We start from the raw sequence: 24,896 nt of genomic DNA, 5'->3' as shown, positions 1-24,896 counted from the left end.
TAAAGCAATAAAGTAAACCTAGCTTCAGACGGGGTTAACCCAGCTGGAGGTAGTTACCCTTATCCAGTGACCTATATTTTAGGATGTGAGGTGGCCTTTATGGAACAAATTAAGGTACTGGTAGCTGATGATGAGCCTAACATAACTGAAGTCTTACAGCTTTATCTCGAGCAAGAAGGGTTTAAAGTATTTACAGCGGCTGATGGTCAGCAAGCGATGGCTGTCGAAGAGGAATATTGCCCCGATTTGTTAATTCTTGATGTCATGCTGCCCAAACGGTCCGGCTGGGAGATATGTGAAGCCATCGAACGTAATGTGCCTGTCATTTTTTTAACAGCCAAAAGCGGGGAAACTGATAAATTAACCGGGTTTTCCCTGGGCGCTGACGATTATATTACTAAACCATTTAGCCCCCGGGAGGTTATGGCCCGAGTTAAAGCCGTGCTGCGGCGCAGCGGCCGGATCACTGAATCCGGCGCCCGCCTGGAGTTCCCCGGCTTAACTATTGATCAATCTGCCCAAGCAGTGCATTCCGGTAATCAGAACACATCTTTGTCGCCAAAGGAGTTCGAATTGCTCATTTTTTTGGCCCGCCATGTCAAAATGGCGTTTTCCCGTGACCAGCTCTTAATCAACGTCTGGGGTTATGACTTCGATGGAGCTGACCGCACAGTCGATGCCACCATCAAGCGGCTGCGGCAAAAAATCGATAACCCTGATTTTAGCTATATCCATACGGTGTGGGGAATAGGTTATAAATTCGAGGTAACCAGCAAATGATGAGATCTATTTTTGGCAAACTGCTGCTTTCACATCTGGTAATCATTCTGGTAAGTATGCTAACGCTGGGTTTATTAATGTCCTACCTGGTACGCGATCATGTTGTTGAAAACAAACGACTTGATCTGTTAGCCAAAGGCAGTGCGGCAGCGGCGATAGTAACACCGCTGCTGGCGAACGGACAAAAACCTTCTGATGCCCTGCTTGATGCGATGAGCGATATGGCTGGCGGCGATATCTGGATTATGGATAAAACCGGCCAAATCATTGCCGGTCAGCCGCCGGCCCGCTGGAAAAGCCGCCATCTCCAAAACCTGTCAGAATTTTGGAACAGAGCCGATTGGCAGGATGGCAGCGGTAGCCAAAAAATCCTAAAACCACGCCGTCGCGGCGAGCCGGCCATAATTGCCGCATTGCCGCTGCCGGCCCAGGATTCAGGCCAAAAGGCAGCCCTCTTTCTCTTTTCACCGGTTAAAGGTGCTACCCGTACCGCCCTGGCGCTTGAACAACTGCTTCTCTATTCACTGGGAGCCGGTATTCTGGCTGCAGCCTTAATCGGTCTGTTAATGGCCCGCAGCCTAACCCGCCCGCTGGCCGATATTAGCCGGGCGGCGGCTGCCTTTGCCGGCGGCGACTATCAGAGCCGTACCAATGCTGTTCAGTCCGACGAAATAGGTCAGCTGGGCCGCACCTTTAACAGTATGGCGTCTGAACTGGCGCAAACAGAACAAAACCGCCGGGACTTCCTGTCCGATGTCTCGCATGAACTAAAAACACCTGTTGCTTCTATCCAGGCGTTAGCGGAAACAATGTTGGACGGCTTAGCAAAAACACCTGAGCAGAGGAAACGCTATCTCACAAGCATTGTCGGTGAAACCAAGCGCATAGGCCGCCTTGTTGGCGATTTACTCGACTTATCACAGCTTGAGTCCGGCGAGCTGACCATTGTCCGCGATCATGTATCGCTGCCAGAACTAATCACTGTCCATACCGCCAAACTAGTTCCCTTCCTGGAGGGAAAATCGCTAACATTAACAACAAATTTAACGGAAGCTAACCCTGTGGTTATTGCTGACCCGGACCGCCTCGGCCAAGTATTGGGCAATCTTTTGACTAATGCCATCCGCCATGCCGATACCGGTTCCGAGATAACCATAACCGCCCATACCCACCACCACCAAACCTTTATTGCCGTGAGCAATACCGGCCCGGGAATTCCGACGGAACATTTGCCGTATATTTGGCAAAGATTCTATCGGGTTGATAAATCCCGCTCCCGTGGCGACGGCGGCACAGGCTTAGGACTGGCCATTACCAAAAAACTGGTGACGGCAATGGGCGGTACTGTCAATGCCGACAGTACACCGGGGAAGATTACAACTTTTACCATTACTTTGCCGGCGAAATAAAAAATCTCCATAAAAATCCAAATTGGATCATTTTGTCATAAATTTGTCATATCTTTCCGCTATTCTATACCTAGCAGCTAACAGCTGATAAAATAGAAAAAATAAATAGCGGAGGGATTCAGATGTTTTCCACAGCGTCACGTAAAGCAATTGCCGCTTTTGTTGTCGGTGCTTTTATTCTTGGCGGCATTACCATTCCCCTGATTGCCCAGGCCGAAGCAACAACCGAAGACCGGCCGGCCCACCATCAAAAACACCGTAAGCTTGATCCTGAACAGACAGCCAAACGTCTGTCAACAGAATTTGGTCTGGATGAGTCGCTGATCAGTAAATATCAACAAGAAGGTAAAAATGATAAAGATTTGTACCACGCTGCCTTCTACGCCAAAGTCAGCGGCCAGTCTTTTGAGTCAGTTCTGGCGCTTAAAACAGAAACAAATACCTGGAAAGATGTTGCCGATACACTAGGTATCGATAAAGAGCAAGCCAAAGCCGTTCGTCAGGAATTAGCTGCCAAGCGCATTTCCCTCAAGTACGGTTTGAATCAGGAGGATATTCAAAACCTGTTCAACCAAGGTTATCAGCATCGCGATATTGCGATGGCCGGCTTACTTGCCAAACAAAGCAACCAAGCCATTGAGCAAGTGATGTCTATGAAAAAGGTCAATAACACCTGGCATGATGTGGCTGCCGAACTTGGCATCGACCTTAAGGCACTAAAACAAGAAGCAGGCCGGAATAAACATAATCCCAAGTCATAAACCGTAAAAGCGAGAATGCTCACAGGTCCGCATTGCCAAGGCTGCTCTCCTCCAGCCTCCCGGCCATGCGAGCGCCTGCGGCACTCCCGCTTTTTATTTGTATAAAAATGGTTGTTACACACTCAGCCGGGCAGCAACACCTGCTGTTAAATCATAGATATGCCCGGCCAAATCATAGGGTAATGTCCCTGTACCACAGCTGGGTGTCCAAATGATATTTCGCTTTAGCACAGCAGGATCGACACCCCGTTTGGCTAACTCAGCGGCCTGCCCGCCAAACCGGTCAAGAATAGTTGCCGGTGTTTCCTGCCAGGCCTCCTCAGAGGTTGGTATCAACCCCCAGGCCAGTTTACCGCCTTGCTGCAGATATCCGGCCAGTCCTTCAGCCTGCAGCGCCATACCGGTAAAGTAATGGTATGCATCAAAGCTTATCATATCCAGCGGCAATTCAAAAAGAATTGACCAGTCAATCCCGGCACAGGTATGGACCCCCACCCGGACGCCCTCCCGGTGCAGGATGTTTATAAGCGCCGTAAGTGCCGCTGCAGCGGCTTCTTTAGTCAGTGTTATATGGGTGGATGTGTTAATGAGAAACAAGCCCGGATCATCAATAAATATCAGTACAGGCAAGCCGAGCGCCTTAAGGCGCCTGGCTTCAAGCGCGGCCTGTACGGCTAGACATTTTACTAATATATCACGCAGCGACTCATCATAAAAACAGGCCCGCCCCCGTTCATCCTTGATCTGCAGTCCCACTGTCAGCGGCCCGCTGATATGACCTTTTACCCCTTCAGCCCGGGGAAAATATCGGTCAAAATGACTAATGAACGCATCCAGCCCGGCAAACGCTTCCCCGGTCAGGGCAAACCCGCCGGCGGCACCGTTGTCCCCACTCATAAACGCCATATACTGTTCAAAAAACTCAGCCGTTTTATCCGTCCAGCCAGACGCAAGCCGATCAAAAACCGGGTCTTTAAGCGGAATAAGCGATAATACACCCAGTTTAATCAGCGGCTGTACATACTGCACAACAAAACCCTGCTCCGGCATCTTCGCCGGCAGTTGCGGCCAATGCGGCCAGTACGGCATTGCTTTGGCAATTACCGCAAGCGCGGCTGCCTCATCCTGATAGGGCAAACTCCCAATGCCGGTGGCCCGGTGCGATTGTAACCAACTCATATTGTTTACCTCCCCATTTTAATCCCAGGAGCCGGCTCCTGGCTTGTTGTTAATCCCGGTTAAGCAGCATGGCTGCAATCATTGCCGTCAGTGGTATGGCACAAATCAGGCCGATACTGCCTGTAAGCGCCCTGGCAAACTCCGTCACAATCAGGTTTAGGTTAAGAATTTTCAGCATCGGTGCATTTTGCTGCGAGGCTATTAGTAACATGAGCGGCAAAGCACTGCCGGCATAGGCAAGAATCAGTGTATTAGACATTGTCCCCATAATATCCCGCCCCACATTCATACCAGCCTGTACCAGTTCTTTAAAACTGATCGCCGGATGTACGCTCTTGACTTCATATACAGCTGAGGCAATTGAGATCGTAACATCCATAACCGCGCCCAGCGCCCCAAAGACCATACCGGCAAACAGCACACCCTGAAAATCAATGTTCGACAAGGTTGAAGCTTTAAGCAGCATGGCTTCCTCCGAATCAAGCCCGGTCAGATGCATAAGTTTTATCGCCAGCATGGAAAGCAGTCCGGCTATCGCCACCCCGCCAATTGTACCCAATACGGCAGCCAGCGTCTTTCTGGATAAGCCGCTGATGACAAGCTGTGTTGCCATGGCAATCACTGCCGCCACTGCCAGCGTTAAAAGTGTCAGGCTATATTGATGAGCAAGTACCTGGCCGATAAAAAATTTAAAAATCAGCAGCACCGAAAAGGCAATAACGAATACGGACTTAGCGCCAATAAAGCCACCAAACACAACCAGCGCCAGAACAAACAACCCCCCTAAAACATATACATAGTCAAAACGGTCAAAATCACTGACATAATAGCTGGTTTTCCCTAGGTCGTGAGTAACGGCAACAATGACTTTATCCCCGGGGTTAACTTTTATCTCATACGCGGAATGGGACGAGACAAAATTAAACGTATCAACAACCTTACCGGCTTCCGGACCACTTGTCATTCGAATACTGACAAGCTCGCCTTTAGCCATCTGATATTGCTTCTGCATAGACTGATCAAGGGGACCGACAAAGACCACTGTTCCCTTTTCATAGGCAACTGCCGGGGTCGGAGCAGCGTGCAGTGAACCAGTTGACAATAGCATTACCAGAATGAACAATAGCTGCTTTTTCAAACTAACCCTCCTGTCCCGGATACTATTTCCATATTAGCCCACCTAAGCGGTTCTTTCAACTAAAACCAGCTTACAGGCATTAGAAAACTTGGCTTAGCCAAGTCCTAAAGGACGCCGGCAGAAGCCGCCGGTGCCCTTTAGGGTACAGATTTTTCTTATCCCTTCGATCACGGCAGCAAATTTTTATAAATTCTGATGGATTAAAAAAAAACGGCAGGATAACTTCCTGCCGTTTTTATAGGACCCATTAATAGCGTGAATCCGGTAACCCAAAACTATAAACAACCTTAGGTCCTGTGCCATCATCAAGCCCATCCTGGGCATTGACAGGCGCCACATCAACAGGTGGCTGATCATCATCGCTATTTTTATCTTTTTGATTAATTTTACCCTGGTTTAACAGTTGCGACAGTTCCTCGCCTTCCAGAGTTTCTCGCTCCAAAAGCGCATTGGCAACAAGATGCAGCTTCTCAATATTGTCCTTCAGCATTTCTTCGGTTTTAGCGTAAGCGGCTTCAATCATCCGCCGGACTTCCTTGTCAATTGAGTAGGCTACCTCTTCGCTGTAGTTGCGGTCCCGGGAAATATCCCGGCCCAGGAAAACCTGCTGCTCCTGGCGGCGGCCAAAGGTAATCGGCCCCAACGCTTCACTCATACCATATTCTGTAATCATCTTGCGCGCCAGATCGGTGGCCCGTTCAAGGTCATTTTGCGCACCGGTACTAATTTCACCCAACACAACAGCCTCCGCAACCCGGCCGCCGAGAAGGGTATTAAGCTGCTCTAAGAGTTCAGTCCTGGTAGCATAGTAACGGTCTTCCTTCGGCAGCATCAGTGTATAACCGCCAGCCCGGCCGCGGGGAATAATCGATACTTTGTGTACAGGATCGGTATGCGTAAGCATCATGCCGACCAGCGCATGACCCGCTTCATGATAGGCTGTGAGCTTTTTCTCTTTGTCGCTGATAACCTTGGACTTGCGTTCAGGTCCTGCGACTACCCGCTCAACAGCTTCTTCGAGTTCCGGCATTTCAATACGGCGTTTGTTACGCCGGGCAGCCAACAGCGCGGCTTCGTTGACCAGATTGCTCAAATCGGCGCCGGTAAAACCCGGGGCCCGGCGCGCCAGCACATCAAGGTCTACTTCCTTGGCAACAGGTTTGCCTTTGGTGTGCACTTTCAATATCTCCAGCCGGCCTTTTACGTCAGGACGGTCAACCACAATCTGGCGGTCAAACCGGCCGGGACGCAGCAGCGCCGGATCGAGAATATCCGGCCGGTTGGTGGCAGCAATAATAATGATCCCCTCATTGACACCAAAGCCATCCATTTCAACAAGCAACTGATTTAATGTCTGTTCGCGCTCATCATGACCACCGCCAAGACCGGCCCCGCGCTGACGGCCGACAGCGTCAATTTCGTCAATAAATACAATACAGGGCGCACTTTTCTTGGCCTGCTCAAACAGGTCCCGTACCCTTGATGCCCCAACACCAACAAACATCTCAACAAAGTCAGAGCCACTGATGCTAAAGAATGGAACCCCGGCTTCACCGGCTACCGCCCGGGCCAATAACGTTTTGCCTGTACCAGGCGGCCCGAATAACAGCACGCCTTTCGGGATACGGGCTCCTAAATCATTAAACTTTTTGGGATGCTTCAGAAATTCGACAACTTCCTCCAATTCCTGCTTGGATTCATCAGCACCGGCCACATCCGCAAACGTAACCTTGGTTTTCTCTTCCCCATGCAGCTTAGCCCGTGATTTGCCAAACGACATTACCCGGTTACCGCCGCCCTGGGTCTGCTGCATGATGAAAAACCACACACCAATGAGCAACAGCATTGGCAGAATAGAAGAAAAGATAGTCGTCCACCACGGAGGCTGCGGCGGCTGCTCGGCCTTAATATCCACACTCTTATCCCGCAGCTGATTGATCAGCGTAGGATCATCGGGGGCAATGGTGGTAAACTCCTGCCCGTCTTTCAGCTTACCGCGAATGGTATTGTCAACAATAGTCACCCGCTCAACCTTCTGTTCCTCTACCTGCTTTAGGAACTGAGTATAGCTGATTTCCTGTTTAGGGGTCGTCCGTGACGAATAATAGTCGATTATCGATATGGCTATGATGATAATCAACAGGTAAAAACTTACATTCCGGAAAAACTTGTTCAACAAGTAGCCCTCCTCTCGCTGGACCACAAAAACGGCGTTAGAAACATGTTACCATTCATATCGCATAATTATAGCATACTAAGTAATAATTGACAATTACGGAAAAACATTTATCCTGCATAAGCTTCAGGCTTAAGCACCCCGATAAACGGGAGATTACGATATTTCTCAGCATAATCCAGTCCATAACCGATAACAAAGTAATCGGGAATCGTAAAGCCATTGTAGGCAATCGGCACCTCCACCTTACGCCGTTCAGGCTTGTTTAGCAACGTACAGATCTTAATGCTGGCAGGTTTACGGGACCAAAGGTTTTCCATCAGGTAGTTTAGTGTCAGTCCTGAATCAATAATATCCTCGACAATAAGCACATGCTTATTGGCCACATCTTCATCCAGGTCTTTTAAAATCCTGACAACGCCGCTGGAGGAAGTCGCGGCCCCGTAACTGGAAACAGCCATAAAATCAATAGCCACAGTCTGCTTGACAGCCCGGGCCAAATCAGCCATAAAGAAAACCGCCCCGCGCAGAATTCCAATCATCAATATTTCTTTGCCTGCATAATCAGCAGTGATCGCTGCCCCCATCTCCCTAATCCGGGCAGTCAGCTCTTCCTCACTAAACAATATCTTCTCCACGTCATCCATCATATTATTACTCATATTCAAATTTCCTCCTGTTTAGTAATACTAAGCTGCAAAATCTTTTTCGTATTGCCGGTGATGCGGCCATGTTCGCTTTGGCGATAGCCGGCTACCCAGATAATTTCCTGTTGATCAGAGACAATGGGAACCGAGTCCCGCTGAGATTCAGGCACCTTGCTATCAATAAAAAAATCTTTAATTTTCTTGCTGCCGTTAAGCCCGAGCGGCCGGAACCGGTCGCCTGGCCGGCGGCCCCGCAGGGTAACCGGCAAACAAAGCTGCTCAAGGTCAAAAACGGCCGTTGCCCTCCCCCCGGCGGCCGGCGCAGAAACAATCTCGGCCGTTACCGTCAAGCTGTCTATCCTTGTTATACCAGGTATAGCGACTTCTGACGGTACCGTCCCCAGCCGGTGCTCCACGCCGGTAATACAAGCTGCCCCTACTTCCAGCGTTGTGTATGTTTTCCTGGCAGTCAGCCCCCCCGGCAGTGTCATCTGCGATCCGACTTCACCCGCTAATGCCATATTTGTTAAATTTTCCACATGAATAAAGCTTATTCCTGTCAGGGTACCACGTTTTTTCTCAATAACCTGCCGGATGCACGCACGCTGCAGGGCCGGATGCAAATCAGCCAAAGCCCGGCTGTTAATGACGGCCTTGCCCCGGTCAGCATTAATGATTGTCCCCCATAGTTTGCCAGCTTCCTGGTAAATATAATCATGTTCATCACCGGCCAGCACCGCCAGACGCCATAACGCCTCACGGATAGCGGGATTATAATCGGCCTCCAGCACCGGCAGCAGGTTCAGTCTAACCCTGTTCCGCAAATAATCAGTCGTAAGGTTAGAGCTGTCCTGACAGGGAGCTAACTGTTGCCTAAGGCAATATTCTTCAATTTCCCAGCGGCTTACCGCCAGCAGCGGCCTGATAATATCACCGCTTAGCGGCTGCATGCCCCGGAGTCCGCCACTACCGGCACCACGCAGTAAATTAATCAGTACCGTTTCTGCCTGGTCATCCCGATGATGGCCTGTGGCAATCTGCGCCCCGCCCCAGTCAGCAGCTACCTGACGCAGATATTGGTACCGGAGTATCCGCCCCGCTTCCTCTGCCGACAGTTTATTGGCCTGCTGATAGCCAGGGACATTAATTGACGTTACCTGGCACGCCAGCCCCAGACCGGCGGAAAAAGCCGCGACGAATTCTGCTTCCTGCGCTGCTTCGGGCCGAAACATATGGTTCATATGGGCTACTGCCAGACAGAAGCCATATTCATCCTTCAGTTGGTTGAGTATATGCACCAGAGCCAGCGAATCAGGGCCACCCGAACAAGCCGCCAAAATCCGGCTGCCCGGTACTAATAGCCGATGACGGCTCACCCAGGCCTTTACTTTAGCAAGCATCCTCTATCCCCGGCTCTCTATTTGATAGTCTGTGCTCAAGCGTGTTAACCGATACAAAGTAGAACTTACAAAAATACCGAAAGCAATCGCTCCTCCGGTTAACAGTGTCAGCATGCCCATGGCTACCCCTTCATCATACCGGCCCTCTACCATAAAGCGCATGGCAGTGTAGGCTTCACGCCCCGGGACTAAAGGAATAAAGCCGGGAACAATAAAAATTGTTGCTGGCTTTTTTAGAATTCTGGCCAAAAGTTCAGCAAGCAAGCCAACAGCCATACTGCCAAGAAAATTGGCCATTATACTGTTTACCCCATTCAGAACCACCCCATGCATAACAATCCACCCCACTACCCCGGTAACACTTGCATAGCCCAGAAGCCTGCGGGGAATACGGTACAGGACACCGATCGCAATACTCATCGCCAAAACGGCTACAACCTTAACAATAAACATATATCACCCCAGTCAATAGGCGCTGACAGCCAAAATGATTACAACCCCCATGGATACGGCGACAGCGGTCAACGCTGCCTCAAGCCCACGGGACAACCCGCTTAGCAGGTCACCGGCAATAACATCCCGAATCGCATTGGTTATCGCCACTCCCGGCACCAAGGGCATGATTCCCCCCACAACAACATTGTCTGGCCGGAGCTCCGGCCACATATGGTTAAACAACATCCCTACCAGGGCCGCTGTCATACCGCCAAAAAATTCGAAAGTAAACTTAACACCATGCAGCCGGGAAATGACATGGGCAATATACCGGACAATCAGCGCGGTGGTAAAAGCAGCCAGACTCTCAGCTACGCCGGCATTTAGAAGAATTGCCGCCGCCCCGCCCACGATCCCGGATGCCAGCATGGAGGGAACAAGGGAAAACCCGGTCCGTTCTCTGGCAATGCGCTCAAGATGGGCATAGGCCTGCTGATAATCAATCCGCCTGTCCGTCAGCCGCCAGGATAATTCATTTACTTTGGCAATACGGTCAAGGTTAATTGTCCGGTCATGCACCCGGCGCATGATAGTACTGGTCCGGCCGGTTGTATCAGTGACAGTAACAAATACACCGGTAGGAATGACAAAACTCTCCACCTTAACGGCCCCTAACGACCGGGCAATATGAAACATAGTTTCCTCCACCCGGCTGGTTTCGGCCCCATTTTTCAGCATAATGTCCCCGGCCAGAATTGTTATGTCGACTATCTGTTCTAACAGGATTTGCATATTTTCCCCGCCGCCTGTTTTAGTTGTCAATTCGCGCCTGTTGGAATAATTTCCTGCCATAAATTAGACATTATGGTAGTCTTTCCTATGTCAGCAAAAAATAAACGGAGCAAACTAAGTCTGACTCAGTTTGCTCCCTGCAGTTACTGCACAAGCTCCGGCCGTTCAGCCACCCTGGCTACCAGCACGGCCATATCATCTTTAGCCACACCGCCGGCTAGGTCGATTGCCTGTTTCAATAATCTCTCGGCAATATCCTGTGGCCGCTCGCTCCCTATACGGCGAAGGAAGTTCGCCACCCAGGTTTCCCGTTCCGAACTGCGGGCCGCATCAATCATGCCGTCACTGACCATAACAATAATATCACCTGGAGCCAATACCCGCCGCACAGGTTCAATCTCGACATTCTCCAATATGCCCATCGGCGGGGCGGCCGGATTAATTGTCGTTACTTCCCGCACCCGTTTTATATAACTGGGGGCCGAGCCCACTTTCAGAAATTCCGTTTCACCGGTAAACGTGTCAACTACGGCCATATCCACTGTAGCAAACATATCTCCCGGCATTTTTATCAATAACATTGAATTTACTGTTTTAATAGCTGTATCAACTTCAAAGCCTGCCGCCAGCAGCTGCTGTAGAAATTTTACAGCATGTCCGCTCCCGCTGGCCGCTGCGTCCCCGCTCCCCATACCGTCACTTAAGATAAGTGCTGTCCGGCCCCGGCCGACAGGCTGGGCAATACAGGTATCACCAGATATTCCGCCGGTTTCTTTGGGCACTGTTGCCATACCTGTTTCCACAAAATAGCGCTCCCCCAGTTCCATGGTTAATCTACAGGTCTTATGCCGTATCCTACTGCCGCACTCAGCCTGTAATGCCATTTTTTCCTGCAATAAGTTGGCCGTAAGCGGCAGGACCGTATTAACACACTCCCGCGTGCCATCGCACACAGCTTTGTGAGCCTCTACCGTCACCTTGCCCCGCTCGCCGATCACCCGTACTCTGCTTAGCGGGCAGCCTAATACTGCGGCCCGCTCTGCCAGCATACCTGCAACCTCAGCATCTGTTTGCGGCCCTTTTTTTAACTCCTGCGCCAGATTGCCAATTATGTCCCCGGTGGCCTTCATCTGTTCAACCGCCACCTGGCGGCATTCTGTCAGCTTTCTGTGCCAGTACCAGTGTGTCCTGTTGCTTTCCGCCACTTGACTGATAAGAGCTACCAACTCCTGCCGGTTTATGCATGTATCTCTTATAATGCCGGGAATAGCTTCTGCTTTAAGCTTTCCGGCTTCAGCCCAAGCCAGCATATCAAGCATAGCCTGGTAGGTTTGATAAAAATCACGATCCCAGCATTGGCCCCGGCGCTCACAGGGTCCGCATATACTTTCCCCGACTGCCGACAGCAGCTGCGACAGCTGCCGGTCTTTAAGCTTTGCACTATAGGCAGCACTGTCATTCATGCTGCCAGAATCAAAGACCCCGGATAAGTCTTTAAAGATATCAGCAATATTAGTCAGTTTATCCACTGCGTTGTTGATTGTCTGCCGTACGGCCTCGGCACTGCCGGCCTGGTCGATGCAGGGTTCGCGCCATTGGCTCATCCTGGCGGCAGGAACCAGCATAAAGGCGGCCCCGGCCACAGCTGCTTCACCCATTGCCAGCAGCAGCTCACCAGGCTGTCCAAAATATAATACCGCAATCGCACTGCCTAAAATAAAGCCTAATAATACGGCTGCCTTGCCCATTTCCCGGAATAATCCGCCCAACATGCCTGCCAGTGCATACATGGCAATAGCTGAAGCGGCATCCCCGTCACTTAAGCCAACAACCAGGCCGGTTATAATTCCGACTGAAGCACCCAGCCCGGAACCGCCGCTAAATGCCAGGGTCATGGCAATAAGCGAGCCGGCAATATTACGCACGCTAAAGTCATATATCGTTAAACTGCCCAACCCGGCTACAGCGATGGCCAGCATAATAATTCCACAAATCAGGTTTTCCGCCCCGGCCTGATGAATTTTGTTATGCAGGAAGAGGGGCGCCCCATATTGAAAAACAAAAACCAGTATCATACATAATGTTGCATCAAACACAACCAGCATGGTTCCATACAGTGAAGATGCTCCCAGGGAGGTAAGTGCCATCCCGCTCAAAAATACACAGCCAAACATAAAAAGCGGAATCGCCTGTACTTTTCTCTCATAGCGCGAAAGCTTGTCTGACAAGCGCCAGTAGAGCAGCATTGACAATAAATAAATAATTCCCTCCTGATAGAAGCCCGCACTGATGACACCGGCCAGTGCCCATACGCCTGCGGCAGCGGCCCGCTCCCGGGCCAGCCCGGCAATGGCGGCAAATAAAGCCAGCCCGAAGGGGGCTATCTCCCCCATAAGCGAAACTCTCCCAATTAAGAGGGCTAGCAGGTTTACCGGCAGGTTGTCCTGATGAAACAGAGCCCTTAAACTCAGCCTGATCCAGTCAAAGAATTCCCGCCAGGGAAACCCCGGCTTATCCTCAGGCACAGAATCTGCCGGTTGCCGGACAGGCGGCGCCTGCAGCATTTCTTCAGGCAGGGTAATAATAGATACTTTTGGCATGATTTTTCACCCCTGTAAAAAGTGTCTTGCACCGTATCTAAAATTTTACAGATATTACCATGAAAATATTTGTCTGTTTACGTCGACCTGTTAATAAAAAAAACCGACATAAAAGGTAGGCTAATAGGCAAAAAACCACCCGGTCAAGCCATGACCGAGTGGTTTTAGTTCTATTTTTCAGGTTAAGTTATTCCATTTTTGTCGATAATCCAATAAAACTATGCAAGTACTCCTATTTATTCAGCCCGGCGCGCTGCACTGCCACCGCCACCGCCGCCGCCGGCACCACCCCGGCCACCATTACCGCCACGTTTGGAGTCGGTGTTGCGCTTTAAATCAGTCAGGCGCTCATCACTGTCTTTTAAAAATTTGCTTAGCTTATCTTCAAAGGTTAAGCTATTCACTCTATTAGAGCGGCGGAAATCGTTGGAATGCTGCTTTCTTGGCGCAGGAGGCTGCAGCTGCTTAATAGAAAGGCCAATTTTGCCGCGATCGTCTACAGATAAGACCTTAACTTTAACTTTGTCTTGTTCTTTCAAAAAATCTTTGACATCGCGGACGTATACGTCAGCAACTTCAGAGATGTGAATTAATCCTACCTTCCCACCCGGCAATTCGACAAAAGCGCCAAAGTTTGTTATGCCGGTCACAACTCCTTCTACAACACTGCCAACTTCAATGGACATACTAATCAAACTTCCTCCTTAAAATCTTCGTACTTTTTGTATCCTGTTTTGGAACCCGCAATCCATATTATACTCTTGATAATGAAAATGTGTCAAGGAATGGCGCTTATCTGGCCGGAATATATGGTACTTCCCCCGGTTTTACCAAACCAAGCTGCTCACGGGCTACTTTTTCGATATACTCGGTCATACTCAGCTGTTTCTTCTCAGCCGTCAAACTTTTATTAACCCCTTCAGCCTCAGCCAAGCGGGTATTCACAACATCCATTTCGCGGCGGATTTGATAAAGCTCCGTCTGCTGAAGAATAATTACATAACAAAAGTACCCGGCCATGATAAATATGCATAGCCTAAACCAGCTAAACCGTATTGCTTTCTTACGTTTCTGCGCCATAACATCACCATACTGCGTTTGATCTTAACTGTATTCGCTCTTTAAGCGGCAATTCCTTTTTATTTATGGTAAATTATATGAAAATTTCAGGGAGGCGGTACCTCTTCCGGCGGCGGCGGCGGTGGCTGCCGTTTCTTATACCAAGCTAAACACTTTCTGCCTATATAGCGGACCGGCCAAAACAATGCTTTTACAAGCAACCTCACCGGTTTAATAAAGGTAAACACCAGCATACGCTTCCCGGTCTGCCACAGGTGGCTGGCCAGCTTAAAAAGCAGGATAACCAATCTAAGAAAATGTCTGCTGGCTAACCGGTAATAGGCAGCTACACCGGTAAACATGGCGATAAACACATAGAATCTCAACTCACCCCAGTTACCCATAATAAGTGCTACAAAAGCAATACCTGCCGCCACAAGCCAGTATAATAAATCTGTAATTGAAGTAATCAGCCAGGGAGGACGGTAATATCCCCTCAACACCCGGTAGGTGTCAAAAAGCATACCCAGCAAGATTCCTGTTGCGGCAATCAACAGGAAGGTATTCAATTGGGTTGAAAACTCCACCTGTTCACCTCTTTTGTATGAGCGCACTCTCCCTTATCGCCAGCGCAGGGATTTATACCGGCAGCATAACTGTTTGCCCACAAAAAACAGGGCAACAACCGTTACCATAATTACCCAGACCAGCATTAAGGCGGCCTGTTCCCATTTTTTAGCCGCTGCCGCCCCAGGCGGCCAGTGGCCGCTTATCTCACACCAATTAGCTACTACCTGCTCAACATACCGTGTGGTCTCGGTATAGGGGGGAATGCCGCCGTATTTGTCAACAGCACCGGGCCCGGCATTATAGGCAGCAACGGCTAATTCAGCATGAACACCGTAGCGTTGTATTAACTGACTCAAATAATAGGTGCCTACAGTAATATTAAGATCAGGATCATAAAAACAGTCACTGCCGCATTCTCCTTCATGCCGGCCATTGCAGATCTTAGCCTGGCTGTTTACCAGCCGCCAGGTGCCGGGAATAACCTGCATTAACCCATAGGCCCCGGCCTTAGACAAAGCCCGGGGGTGAAAAGAGCTTTCCGCCTTAATAACAGCAGCAATGATCTCTGGATTAATACCGTACGCCCGGCCAGTCTGGTTTATTTTATCGGCATAGGGTAGTCCGCTCACTTCCTTCATAACCACAACTCCTGATGAAAACTTTTCGTATACAGCCCTGCGGCTGTAGTCAGCCAGACTGACAGCCAGGCTGTAAGCTACAGCCTGAACTGTAAGCGCAATCAGGAGAATCAGCCATAATGACAGGAGCCGGCTACGCATATTATTTTAAAAACCGTTCCAGCAAGCCCTTGCGCTGCCGTTGTTCATCCTCATAATTCATGCCTTTTACGATTCCTTCTATAATAATATTCCCCTGGTCAAGATTAAGCTGCTTAATATTAAGCCCTTCCCCCTTAACAATCAGCATTCCCTGGTCAGTTTCCATAATAATTTCTTTTTCATCATAGCTCCCCAGGCTGACGACCCCGTCAACATTAAGATCTTCCCTATCAACGAGTGTCAGCTGATGCCGCCACTTTGGCGTCTTATTATCTATTGGCATAAAACTCACCCTCCCGGCCAATGCTATTTCAAGTTATGTATATGCCGCAAAACAAATTATTAGTACAAGAGATTAAAATAGCGCAATTACATCCCAGTGTTTACGGAGGTTTTTTAAATGACCGACCTGGCCTACTACTGGCAAAAGCTCATGTATCAGATCGTGCACCAAACCACTATATGGCTGCTTATCGTCTTTTTCACGACATCGGTCGTAGCCTGGGGACTGGAATCAGTCCTCAATCAGCATAACGCCCGGGGCCGGGAAGCCAGATTCGCCCGGAAAACGGCGGCATTTTACACCGCCGCCGCCTTTGTGTTATGGTTTTGCAGTTTTTTCTTCAACTAATTCTTCTCGTTATTTATGTTCACCCACCCCGTTAATATTCATATTAACAGAGATGATTACCGGGATTTTCGGAAAAATCTCTTTATCCCAGCGCTCTTTGACCGCCTCCCATTTCCTGGGGTGACTGATTTTGAGTCTCCGGCCAAAAAACAGAACATCAATACCCATATCCTGATGCACCTTGATGCCATGCTCCACCATCTGCTTTACCTCCTGGGCAAACTGGCGCTCAAGCTTTTGGGCATAGGCGGGATTATCACTGACATGCATATGGGGTTCAGGGCAGCGCTGCATCTCGGCAATATTGCCATACATTGTGATATCCAGGGTATAGTAGATATTGTCGCCGTCCACATGAGCATGCAGGCGGGTATCATGCCGGAATAATTCGTAAGCAAAAATATAATCGGGATGTTCACTACACGGAGTCGTAATCACTGCCCCTCTTTCCAGGCCGATTATGATTTTATCAGCCATCGTCTCATATTCATTAAGATATGCCGCCAGTTTGCCGGTCTTATCAATAACAGCGGTGCCCCCTAGCTTGAGAATATCATCAGTTAGTTCAACCTTGGGCAGAACGAGGGGCGAGTTTTTATCAAGGCTCACTGCTGTAAAACCAACGTCCTGAATGCCGACAATATGAGGATTCCTAAAATAATTGCGGGCCGCATTGGCCAAAAATATGCCCGCAGGCTCACCGCTGGGCGGCTTAAACTGAATGACCGGCCGGGCTTCTCCCGGGGTAACATACAAACGCATCCGCCAACGCATCTCGTTATCCCGCAGAAACCAGTCAATCAATTGATCAAGCCCGCCGGCAGCCAGGGCGGCTTCGCTAATGACAATAACCTGAATATGCTCCCACGATATCGGTTTGCCTAATTGACTGATCATATCCCGGTTCATTTCAAAAAATGACCGGCCGGCATTGGTAACCACATAGGTTTTAATCGGCGACAGGCTGCCCCGTTCGCTTTGACTGGGTTCAAAATCAAGCAATTCCACACTCATGCGGAACAGCTTGCCGCCATAAGGCTGAACAAAATTTTCGGCGGCGCTTATAGTGCCGTCTGCCACATCAATAGCCACAGCCAGGGCAAAATGCCGGTCCTGCAGCTCCCGCCGATCCCAGCAGCCGGTCAGCATCAGGCACAGCGCGGTTAATAGCAGCCAGAGTGCCAGTATCCGGCCAACGCGGCGGGGAAACAGCAATACTTTCATCGGTGTTCACCGATCTGAGCAATAACCACATTAACAGATACCACCAGCGGGATATAAGGGAATAGTTCATCCCAGCGGTCTTTTACTTTGGCCCAGGTTTGCGGATGGTGAGCCTTGAGTTTTGCCGAAAAATTAAGCACATCGCACCCTGCTGCCTGACAGGTGTCTTTACCATATAACACAATCCGCTTGACCTCTGCCGCTGTTTTAACCTCAATTCTGCGGATAAAATCGGGGTCAGCCGCCCCCTTAATCTGGCCCGGGGCCTGGTATTCCCCCAAATTTCCCGTCATACTAATGTCCAGGGTAAAATAAATTTGATCGCCGTCCACATGGGCCGCCAGTTTGGTATCATGCATAAATAGCTCAAAGGCTACCACTTCATCCGCTTTATCGCCCGGCACGGTAATAATTGCCGATTTTTCGGTACTCCTGATCATTTTTATGCCGGCCACAGCCTGCGCGTCGGCATAACCAACAAATTTGTCTTTATTAAATAAAGCCACACCACTGCTTTTCACAATATTATCCGCCATATCCAGGCGCGGTATAATCAGGTCCTGTTTATTACCCAGCATAACACTGATATTGCCTAAATCAGTGCGCGTACCGGCAACATGGATGTTTTTGACATGGTTGCGCAGGATGTTGGCCAGATAGATGCCGCCTGCATCTTTGTTAGGCGGTACATATTCAAGGATTTTTCTGGCCTCACCGGGGGTGATAAAAACTTTTATCCGCCAGCGCATCTCGGCATCGCGTAAAAAGAAGTCAACAATCGGTTTTAAACCGGCCTGCTGCACTGCTGCTTCGCTAATTACAATAGTCTGGATATGTTCGAAATACAGAGGTTTACTGCTTTGGCCCAGGGTATCGCGGATAATCTCAAACAGCGATTGACCGGTATTTGACAGGACATAGGTCCGCCCACCGGCTTGGCCGCCGCCGCTGTCCTGCTGTCCCTCGCCGCCGCCCCGCGCCGGTCCCAAGCGCAAAACCTGCTGGCTAAGCCTGTACCGTTTTTCCCCGTGGGGCTGAGCAAAGGTTTCGTTCGCTTTCGCGGCCGGACTCTGGCCGGGTTGCTCCCCCGCCTCGGCCGCATCAATAGCAACTGCCAGGACAAAATTCCGGTCCTGCAGCTCGCGCTGGTCCCAACAGCCGCTGCTTATCATAGCAATAATTATCACCAGCAGGATACCGCTGATCCGTCCTTTATCCCGCACCTGACATCCGCCTCCGTTCACTCCGCCTGGCAAGCAAATAGATAAGCGGCATAATCCCCAGTGATAAAACCGCCCCTAACCAATTGACCATCTTATCAGCCACTTTAATCATTTCCATCCCGTCCAGCAGGGTCGCCCCTAGAAAAATAACCGGTGTAACCGCCAGTATCCAGGGTCGGTGGTCGGCGAACCCGCTTACCCGGCTCAGGGTCTGACCAATCGCATACACCAATACCGCCATGGTATTAAAAACCGAGGGAATCCAGGCGATCAGCAGGTAATTCTCCAACCGTTCAATGAAGGTCCCCGGTAATTCAACACTTCTTACTACGACTAAAACGGGGTATGATTCATTCTTTACCCCCTCCACCGACAAAACCCCGATTGTTATAATAACGACAACAAAACTAATCAGCATTACAAAGCCAATTGCCAATGCCAGTGCCAGCACCAGGCGGCCTTTGGTCCGATTGATAACAGGAAATAATAATAGAATGATCTCATAACCACCGTACACACCCCAGGTGCTGAAAGTGGCCTCGACAATACCCCACGGCTTGTCCGTCCACAGGGGCAGCAGGTTTTCCGGCTGGAAATTAAACAGTCCCAATATCCAGATACTGCCCATCATGACCGTAGAAACAAAAAAGGTGAACTGAGTAATCCTGATAATTGTCCCTAAATCCTGCAGGGCACAGTAAATAACAACCCCCAGCATGCCCATGATAATAACATCATAGGGTGTCCGGTCAAACATAAAAAAAGCCAGACCCCTGCTAAACTGGTTAAAAATTACCCAGACAAAAACTACCAACAGCAAGAGCACGGCCGCCACTACTGTCAGCCCCGGCCATTTTCCCAAGAGCTGCGGCAGGTAAGCGGTATAATCCTGCCCGGGATAGATTTCTCCCAGCTTCATCAGGATCCAGACGGCGATAAAGTACAACCCGCCACTCAAAACTACACTCACCCAGGCAAACTGCTCAGCCTGGGGAACCACTTTGGTTGGCAGGCCAATAATCTGGGTGCCGAACATCACGGCAGTAAGAAACAGACCAAACTGGGCCACCGACATTTTGTTTTTTGCTTCAAGATTGGCCATAACCCTTGTTATCTCCTTGCCGTTGCTGATCCTGAGCACCGAATTCAACCGGCCTGGTTTTCATAAATTTTTGCGGCAGCCGGATCAACCCGTCTTTCCAGTCAGACCACAGAGCAACATCTGTGACGCCGCCAATATAAGACTCGCCAAAATTACGCAGTGAGAACAGATGGACGGTAACGATAAGAATCCCTAACATAACCCCATATAACCCCAGCGTAGCCGCCAGGCATAACATCGGCAGGCGCAGAGACCGCAGGGCCAGACCAAAAGAATAATAAGGCATCACATAGGAGGCGATAGCAGAAACAGAAGTGACTACTACCAGGAGGGGGTTAACCAGGCCGGCTTGAACCACTGTTGTGCCAATAACAAACGCCCCTACCATACTGGCTGCACTTGCTATCTTTTTTGGCAGCCTGGCCACCGCTTCCTGAAAAAGTTCCAATAACGTTTCCATCATCACCGCTTCCAGGAAAGACGGAAACGGGGTACGGGCCCTGAGTTCGGCAATGGAGATAGCCAGACCGGTAGGCAGCATACCGGGATGATAAGACACAACGGCAATATAAAGCGCCGGCGTATAGATAGCGATAAAGGCGGCAATATGCCGGGTGATCCGGATCAGGCTGGCAATCGAGGCCGGCATGGTATAGTCTTCTACGGTATGCATGATACTGGCATAAGTTGCCGGCACCATAATGACCGCCGGTGTATTATCAACAATAACGCCAACCCGGCCATCATAGATGGCGTTCAGCACCTTCTCCGGCCTTTCTGTCGAATCCAACTGCGGAAAAGGTGTCCAGGGATGCTCTACCATGGCATCTTCAACCACCTTGGAAACGATCACACGGTCGATGCTGATATTTCTTATGCGCCGTTCTACCTCTTCGCTAAGCCCCGGCTTGACCAGGCTGGCGGAATAGACAATGGCAACCCTGGTTTTGCTGCGCTCGCCGACTTCAACGATGCGAATTTTTATATTAGGGTCTTTGGCCCGGCGGCGGATAAGAACAATATTGTCAACCAGGGTCTCGTTAAACGCATCCCGGGGGCCGCGAATGTTTTCTTCCACACTGGGCACCCCGACACTGCGCTTGACATACTTGGGATCACCCACTGTCAAAATTTCAGCAAACCCGTCAATCATAACCAGTGACCGGCCGCTCATAACCGCCTCAACAGCAATATCGGCAGATAGCTCAATAGTAATAGCGGACACCGTCAGTTTTTCTTCCGTAAACTGCCTTAAATCAAAGTTTTTAGCGGCTGCCTGCATAAGCGGTCTGAGAATATTATCTTCCAGGGCGGTGGTGTCGGTCATGCCATCTAACGATACTAACAGGGCCTGCCGCCCGGCTGTTTTAAAGAAACGAAATTTGACGTCATCACAATCACGAAATACCGTTTGCAGGAGCTTAACATTCTGCGCCAGCTCAGGTGTAAACACAAACATCTCATCATCCGGAGCCGGCACAGCCCTGATGCCGGCTACAATTCTGGACATATCCTCGCCCAGGGCAGCGCTGACCTGAGTCAGTTTCTTTAAATCAGCTACGCGTTTTTTCAGGGAATCCAGCGCATTATCCGGCAGGATATCTGATAGTTTGCCAGCATGGAACCGCTTATTTTTATTTTTACCCACTATCAGACCCCCTTTACCATGTAGCTGCCCAAGGCAATGAAGCCAAAGCCGGGAAAAACGGCAGACCACCATGCAACCAGACTGGGGGAACGCCGGGAATAACAGCAATATTGGCGCCTTCACGGCAGGCAATTCTGGCCATAACTGTTTTCCTTCCGGCTTTCCCCAGCCTCTAAGTGTGTGCTGGCCTTAATCCCAGCGTTTTTCCACCTGTACATCTTTAAAATAATGAGTAACTATCTCTTCCGGTTTTTTGCCGGCTTTCGCCATACTATGAGCGCCCCATTGCGACATGCCGACACCATGGCCGTAACCTTTGCCGGCAAAGGTTACATTATCTTCACTCACTTCAATTTTATCCAGCAACATGGATTTTAGCTTGGTGCTGTCTAATGCGACTCGGAGTTCAGGTCCGGAAACCTCAACCGCCTTATTGACCATAAGCATTGTCGCCCTGCCGGAAGGGCCTTTCTGCGTAATCTGAATACTGCTGATGTCATTTACCTGTTTACCCAGCTTATTCATTGCCGCAATAACAGCTTCTTTCGGGAAAACGACTGTCCATTTTTTTACATCAGCCGGTGCCAGGTCATCCGGTGACTGCACTGACTGGATATAGGGCGGTTCGGCCTCCCGGTAATTCAGCCCTTCTTTGGCAGTGGCTGTAACCCCGCCCGCAGATGCGTGGAACCAGCCTTTAATGGGTGTGCCCTGGTGGGTAATTACCATACCGCGCGTCATTTCCACCGCTTTTTTCACATTGTCGTTAACATCCTTGGCACTATAGGCCTGAAACTCCTTAATATCAGTTGAAGCCTGAGTACCTCGTTCGGGAACCCCGCCCTTAGTATCAATGGCTTCAATGGTAAAGGTACGGGCTATGATCGCCTGGGCGGCCAGCGCCTGTACCGGCCAGTCATTTTTCATCTCCCCGGCCACAACCCCGGCAATATATTCTTCCATTTTCATGCTTTTCTTTTCCCCTGTTTCATGCATAAACACAGTAATTTCCGGTTCAGTCTGCGGATCTGCCGGCTGGGGGGTTGATGCATTCGGAGACATCGGCGGGGTTTCCGGTTTCTGCTGCGGCTGATTATTGCAGCCTGCAAGCGCCAGACAAACAAACACAATCATGGTGAGAAAAACAATGCTTTTTCTGTTCATCCTAAATCCACCTCACTAAACATTTACTTCTCTGTTATTATGGCAAATGAAAGCCGGTTACATACATTTCCAAAAAGTTAACACAATCATTACAAAGTTTTGCCAGCTGCTGGCTTATAATGGAGGTAAACAGTACTCGCTTATTTCCGGGAGGTATTTCTCTATGCCGCGTAAGCTGCTGCAGTTGGTAAAAGGCCTATATAACAATATTGTAGCGTTCAACACACCGGCGCTCCCCACCGGCGGCCTGTCTTTTTTTAGCGGGACCCAACCGCCCAGGCCAGACGATACAGCGGCAGACCTCAAAGAAGAACTCATAACCATTATCAAAAATAAAGAAATTGTCCCCGTGTACCAGCCTATCGTTAATCTGAATACAGGGAGGATTATGGGATTTGAAGCCTTGAGCCGGGGGCCGGCCGGCAGCCCGCTGCACTATCCGCTCGAACTTTTCCGTGTTGCCGTCGATAACGGTAAACTCCTGGTGCTAGAACAGATTTGCCGGGAAGCAGCAGTCAGCCATTTAACCAGCCTGGGCAGGGATCAGCGATTATTTCTAAATATGAATGCCGAGGTTGTCAAAGACCCGGATTTCCGCGGCGGCCTGACCAAAACATTGGTCATCAGGCAGGGCCTCAATCCCGAGCAGATTACGTTTGAAATTACGGAACGTACAGCCATTACCGACTTTGACAGCTTTAGCAAATCACTCAGCCATTACCGGGCGCAAGGCTACAGCATAGCAATCGACGACGCCGGGGCAGGCTATTCCAGCCTGCAGTCCATTGCCGAACTCAGGCCAAATTATATCAAGCTTGACCGCTCTCTTGTCCATGATGTTGATAAAGATCCGCTAAAACAGGCAATGGTAGATGCCATGACCAGGCTGGCTGCCGTTATTCACAGCAAGATTATCGCCGAAGGGATTGAGACAGCTGACGAACTGGCCATGTTAATCAGTAAAGGGGTTCACTATGGTCAGGGTTTTTTGTTGGCACGGCCTGGCTTGCCGCCACCGGAAGTATCGCCGGCGGTGCTTGCAATAATTGCCGAGTGCAACTGCCGGGATGTACAGACTAAATCCGGCTCCCGCAAGGGTCTTGGGGTAAACATCGGTGAAATTGTCGAACAAGTCCCAGCAATCCCGCCTGCCACTGTTGTCAGCGTCGTTGAGGAGATATTTACACAAGAACATACCAGCGGTATTGTCATCGTTGATGGTGACCGTCCGGTTGGCCTGTTAATGAAAGATAAATTGTATTATCAATTAGGAACCAATTATGGCATATCGCTCTATCACCGCCGCCCGGTTGAGCGCGTTATGGATAAACACCCGCTTATCGTCAATGCGGAACTTCCGCTTGAGGCTGTTTCGCAAATGGCGATGATCCGGGAGGCTTCTCATCTCTATGACTTTATTATTGTCGTAAGAGACGGAATTTTTTGGGGGGTGGTGTCCATTATGTCCCTGCTTAACAAAATCACTAACCTCCAAATCCGCCGGGCCCATAATTCCAATCCGCTCACCGGCCTGCCGGGGAATTGGGTGATTGAAGACCGTCTGAAAGAACTTGTCGAGACCAGTGAGCCTTTTGCGGTTATGTATCTTGACCTTGACAATTTTAAGGCGTACAATGATAAATATGGCTTTGAGCGCGGCGATAAAGTACTGCTCTTAACCGCACAGGTGTTAAGCCGCAGTATCGGCAAATCCGGATCTGTCGATGACTTTCTCGGTCATATTGGCGGTGATGATTTTATTCTCATTACCAAGCCCGATAATGTTCCAAGCCTTGCTGCCAGCATTATCGGGTTATTCGACCGGGAGATCAAAGGTCAATATCATGCCGCTGATTTGAGCAAAGGTTATTTAGAGATTAAAAATCGCAAGGGTCAGCCTGAGCACTTCCCCATTATGTCCATCTCCATTGCCGTCGTAAGCAATCGGCTACATAAGTTTACCAATTACCTGGAGATTGCCGAGGCAGCCGCTGAACTCAAAAAACTGGCGAAACAGCAGACCGGTTCCTGCCTGGTTTGTGACCGCCGCAGGGCCGCTACGCAGACCAAACCTCATATAGATTAACAGACAACGCGCCGCTCTTGTTTGCAAAATTCGTAAGCAATGAACGCGGGCGTTTTTTTACTTAGCAGAATTAACACCCGCTTAACCTGACGT

General features: G+C 49.8%; 24 protein-coding genes. 5 read left to right on the top strand and 19 right to left on the bottom strand.

The window, feature by feature from the left end; all coding sequences use genetic code 11:
* Nucleotides 1–99: 99 nt before the first annotated feature.
* The 3 genes from SPTER_RS23795 (at nt 100) to SPTER_RS23785 (ending at nt 2,950) form a co-directional block, all read left to right on the top strand.
* Nucleotides 100–780 carry a response regulator transcription factor gene (locus SPTER_RS23795; protein ID WP_144352657.1) on the top strand — a complete coding sequence of 227 codons (681 nt, stop codon included), beginning with the start codon at nt 100–102 and terminating at the stop codon, nt 778–780.
* A complete protein-coding gene (locus SPTER_RS23790; RefSeq protein WP_144352656.1) occupies nt 777–2,189 on the top strand; it encodes a sensor histidine kinase in 1,413 nt (470 codons plus the stop codon). The genes SPTER_RS23795 and SPTER_RS23790 overlap by 4 nt, the downstream gene beginning before the upstream one ends.
* A gap of 122 nt (nt 2,190–2,311) precedes the next feature.
* A complete protein-coding gene (locus tag SPTER_RS23785) occupies nt 2,312–2,950 on the top strand; it encodes a hypothetical protein (protein ID WP_144352655.1) in 639 nt (212 codons plus the stop codon).
* 114 nt (nt 2,951–3,064) lie between these two features.
* On the opposite strand, the gene SPTER_RS23780 is transcribed toward SPTER_RS23785, so the two are convergent.
* The 13 genes from SPTER_RS23780 to yabP all read right to left on the bottom strand — a co-directional run bounded on the left by SPTER_RS23780 (nt 3,065) and on the right by yabP (nt 16,008).
* Nucleotides 3,065–4,129, bottom strand: coding sequence for a uroporphyrinogen decarboxylase/cobalamine-independent methonine synthase family protein (locus SPTER_RS23780; RefSeq protein WP_144352654.1), 1,065 nt, complete (start codon nt 4,127–4,129; stop codon nt 3,065–3,067).
* Between the two features lie 49 nt (nt 4,130–4,178).
* The gene (locus tag SPTER_RS23775; protein ID WP_246105422.1) at nt 4,179–5,267 is read right to left on the bottom strand and encodes a YibE/F family protein; all 1,089 of its coding nucleotides are present in this window, start codon (nt 5,265–5,267) and stop codon (nt 4,179–4,181) included.
* Nucleotides 5,268–5,514: 247 nt separating this feature from the next.
* Nucleotides 5,515–7,443 carry an ATP-dependent zinc metalloprotease FtsH gene (gene ftsH, locus SPTER_RS23770; RefSeq protein WP_144352653.1) on the bottom strand — a complete coding sequence of 643 codons (1,929 nt, stop codon included), beginning with the start codon at nt 7,441–7,443 and terminating at the stop codon, nt 5,515–5,517.
* Between the two features lie 110 nt (nt 7,444–7,553).
* On the bottom strand, nt 7,554–8,093 hold the full coding sequence (gene hpt / locus SPTER_RS23765) for a hypoxanthine phosphoribosyltransferase (RefSeq protein ID WP_144353069.1): 540 nt from the start codon (nt 8,091–8,093) through the stop codon (nt 7,554–7,556).
* 14 nt (nt 8,094–8,107) lie between these two features.
* Nucleotides 8,108–9,490: a tRNA lysidine(34) synthetase TilS gene (gene tilS, locus SPTER_RS23760; protein ID WP_144352652.1), complete on the bottom strand. Its 1,383-nt coding sequence runs from the start codon at nt 9,488–9,490 to the stop codon at nt 8,108–8,110.
* A 3-nt stretch (nt 9,491–9,493) separates the two neighbouring features.
* On the bottom strand, nt 9,494–9,943 hold the full coding sequence (locus SPTER_RS23755; protein ID WP_144352651.1) for a threonine/serine exporter family protein: 450 nt from the start codon (nt 9,941–9,943) through the stop codon (nt 9,494–9,496).
* A 12-nt stretch (nt 9,944–9,955) separates the two neighbouring features.
* Nucleotides 9,956–10,747 carry a threonine/serine exporter family protein gene (locus SPTER_RS23750; protein WP_246105421.1) on the bottom strand — a complete coding sequence of 264 codons (792 nt, stop codon included), beginning with the start codon at nt 10,745–10,747 and terminating at the stop codon, nt 9,956–9,958.
* 113 nt (nt 10,748–10,860) lie between these two features.
* Nucleotides 10,861–13,317: a stage II sporulation protein E gene (gene spoIIE, locus SPTER_RS23745; protein ID WP_144352650.1), complete on the bottom strand. Its 2,457-nt coding sequence runs from the start codon at nt 13,315–13,317 to the stop codon at nt 10,861–10,863.
* A gap of 236 nt (nt 13,318–13,553) precedes the next feature.
* On the bottom strand, nt 13,554–14,003 hold the full coding sequence (locus SPTER_RS23740) for a S1 domain-containing RNA-binding protein (protein ID WP_144352649.1): 450 nt from the start codon (nt 14,001–14,003) through the stop codon (nt 13,554–13,556).
* A 106-nt stretch (nt 14,004–14,109) separates the two neighbouring features.
* The gene (locus tag SPTER_RS23735; protein WP_246105420.1) at nt 14,110–14,337 is read right to left on the bottom strand and encodes an FtsB family cell division protein; all 228 of its coding nucleotides are present in this window, start codon (nt 14,335–14,337) and stop codon (nt 14,110–14,112) included.
* Between the two features lie 146 nt (nt 14,338–14,483).
* On the bottom strand, nt 14,484–14,963 hold the full coding sequence (gene yabQ, locus SPTER_RS23730; protein WP_170233388.1) for a spore cortex biosynthesis protein YabQ: 480 nt from the start codon (nt 14,961–14,963) through the stop codon (nt 14,484–14,486).
* A gap of 33 nt (nt 14,964–14,996) precedes the next feature.
* A complete protein-coding gene (locus SPTER_RS23725) occupies nt 14,997–15,725 on the bottom strand; it encodes a lytic transglycosylase domain-containing protein (RefSeq protein WP_144352646.1) in 729 nt (242 codons plus the stop codon).
* A gap of 1 nt (nt 15,726) precedes the next feature.
* Nucleotides 15,727–16,008, bottom strand: coding sequence for a sporulation protein YabP (gene yabP, locus SPTER_RS23720; RefSeq protein ID WP_144352645.1), 282 nt, complete (start codon nt 16,006–16,008; stop codon nt 15,727–15,729).
* Between the two features lie 117 nt (nt 16,009–16,125).
* Here yabP and SPTER_RS23715 point away from each other — a divergent pair, with 117 nt between their 5' ends.
* A complete protein-coding gene (locus tag SPTER_RS23715; RefSeq protein ID WP_144352644.1) occupies nt 16,126–16,356 on the top strand; it encodes a hypothetical protein in 231 nt (76 codons plus the stop codon).
* 9 nt (nt 16,357–16,365) lie between these two features.
* Here SPTER_RS23715 and SPTER_RS23710 read toward each other — a convergent pair whose 3' ends face one another.
* The 6 genes from SPTER_RS23710 to SPTER_RS23690 are packed head-to-tail and all read right to left on the bottom strand — an operon-like array spanning nt 16,366 to nt 22,717.
* Complete coding sequence (locus tag SPTER_RS23710) at nt 16,366–17,580, bottom strand: Ger(x)C family spore germination protein (protein WP_144352643.1); 1,215 nt, start codon at nt 17,578–17,580, stop codon at nt 16,366–16,368.
* A complete protein-coding gene (locus SPTER_RS23705; RefSeq protein ID WP_246105419.1) occupies nt 17,577–18,824 on the bottom strand; it encodes a Ger(x)C family spore germination protein in 1,248 nt (415 codons plus the stop codon). Before SPTER_RS23705 ends, SPTER_RS23710 begins: the two co-directional genes overlap by 4 nt.
* The gene (locus SPTER_RS23700) at nt 18,793–19,905 is read right to left on the bottom strand and encodes a GerAB/ArcD/ProY family transporter (protein WP_144352641.1); all 1,113 of its coding nucleotides are present in this window, start codon (nt 19,903–19,905) and stop codon (nt 18,793–18,795) included. Before SPTER_RS23700 ends, SPTER_RS23705 begins: the two co-directional genes overlap by 32 nt.
* Nucleotides 19,892–21,553 (bottom strand): spore germination protein, encoded by a 1,662-nt coding sequence (locus SPTER_RS23695; RefSeq protein ID WP_246105418.1) that lies wholly within the window; start codon nt 21,551–21,553, stop codon nt 19,892–19,894. Before SPTER_RS23695 ends, SPTER_RS23700 begins: the two co-directional genes overlap by 14 nt.
* A 13-nt stretch (nt 21,554–21,566) precedes the next feature.
* On the bottom strand, nt 21,567–21,695 hold the full coding sequence (locus SPTER_RS25770) for a hypothetical protein (RefSeq protein WP_281289481.1): 129 nt from the start codon (nt 21,693–21,695) through the stop codon (nt 21,567–21,569).
* 47 nt (nt 21,696–21,742) lie between these two features.
* Complete coding sequence (locus SPTER_RS23690) at nt 21,743–22,717, bottom strand: SpoIID/LytB domain-containing protein (RefSeq protein ID WP_144352639.1); 975 nt, start codon at nt 22,715–22,717, stop codon at nt 21,743–21,745.
* Between the two features lie 163 nt (nt 22,718–22,880).
* Here SPTER_RS23690 and SPTER_RS23685 point away from each other — a divergent pair, with 163 nt between their 5' ends.
* Nucleotides 22,881–24,803 (top strand): GGDEF domain-containing protein, encoded by a 1,923-nt coding sequence (locus SPTER_RS23685; protein WP_170233387.1) that lies wholly within the window; start codon nt 22,881–22,883, stop codon nt 24,801–24,803.
* The last annotated feature ends 93 nt before the right edge of the window (nt 24,804–24,896 follow it).

The organism is Sporomusa termitida (assembly GCF_007641255.1).
Lineage (GTDB): Bacteria > Bacillota > Negativicutes > Sporomusales > Sporomusaceae > Sporomusa > Sporomusa termitida.
This window is presented reverse-complemented; position numbering and strand designations above follow the sequence as displayed.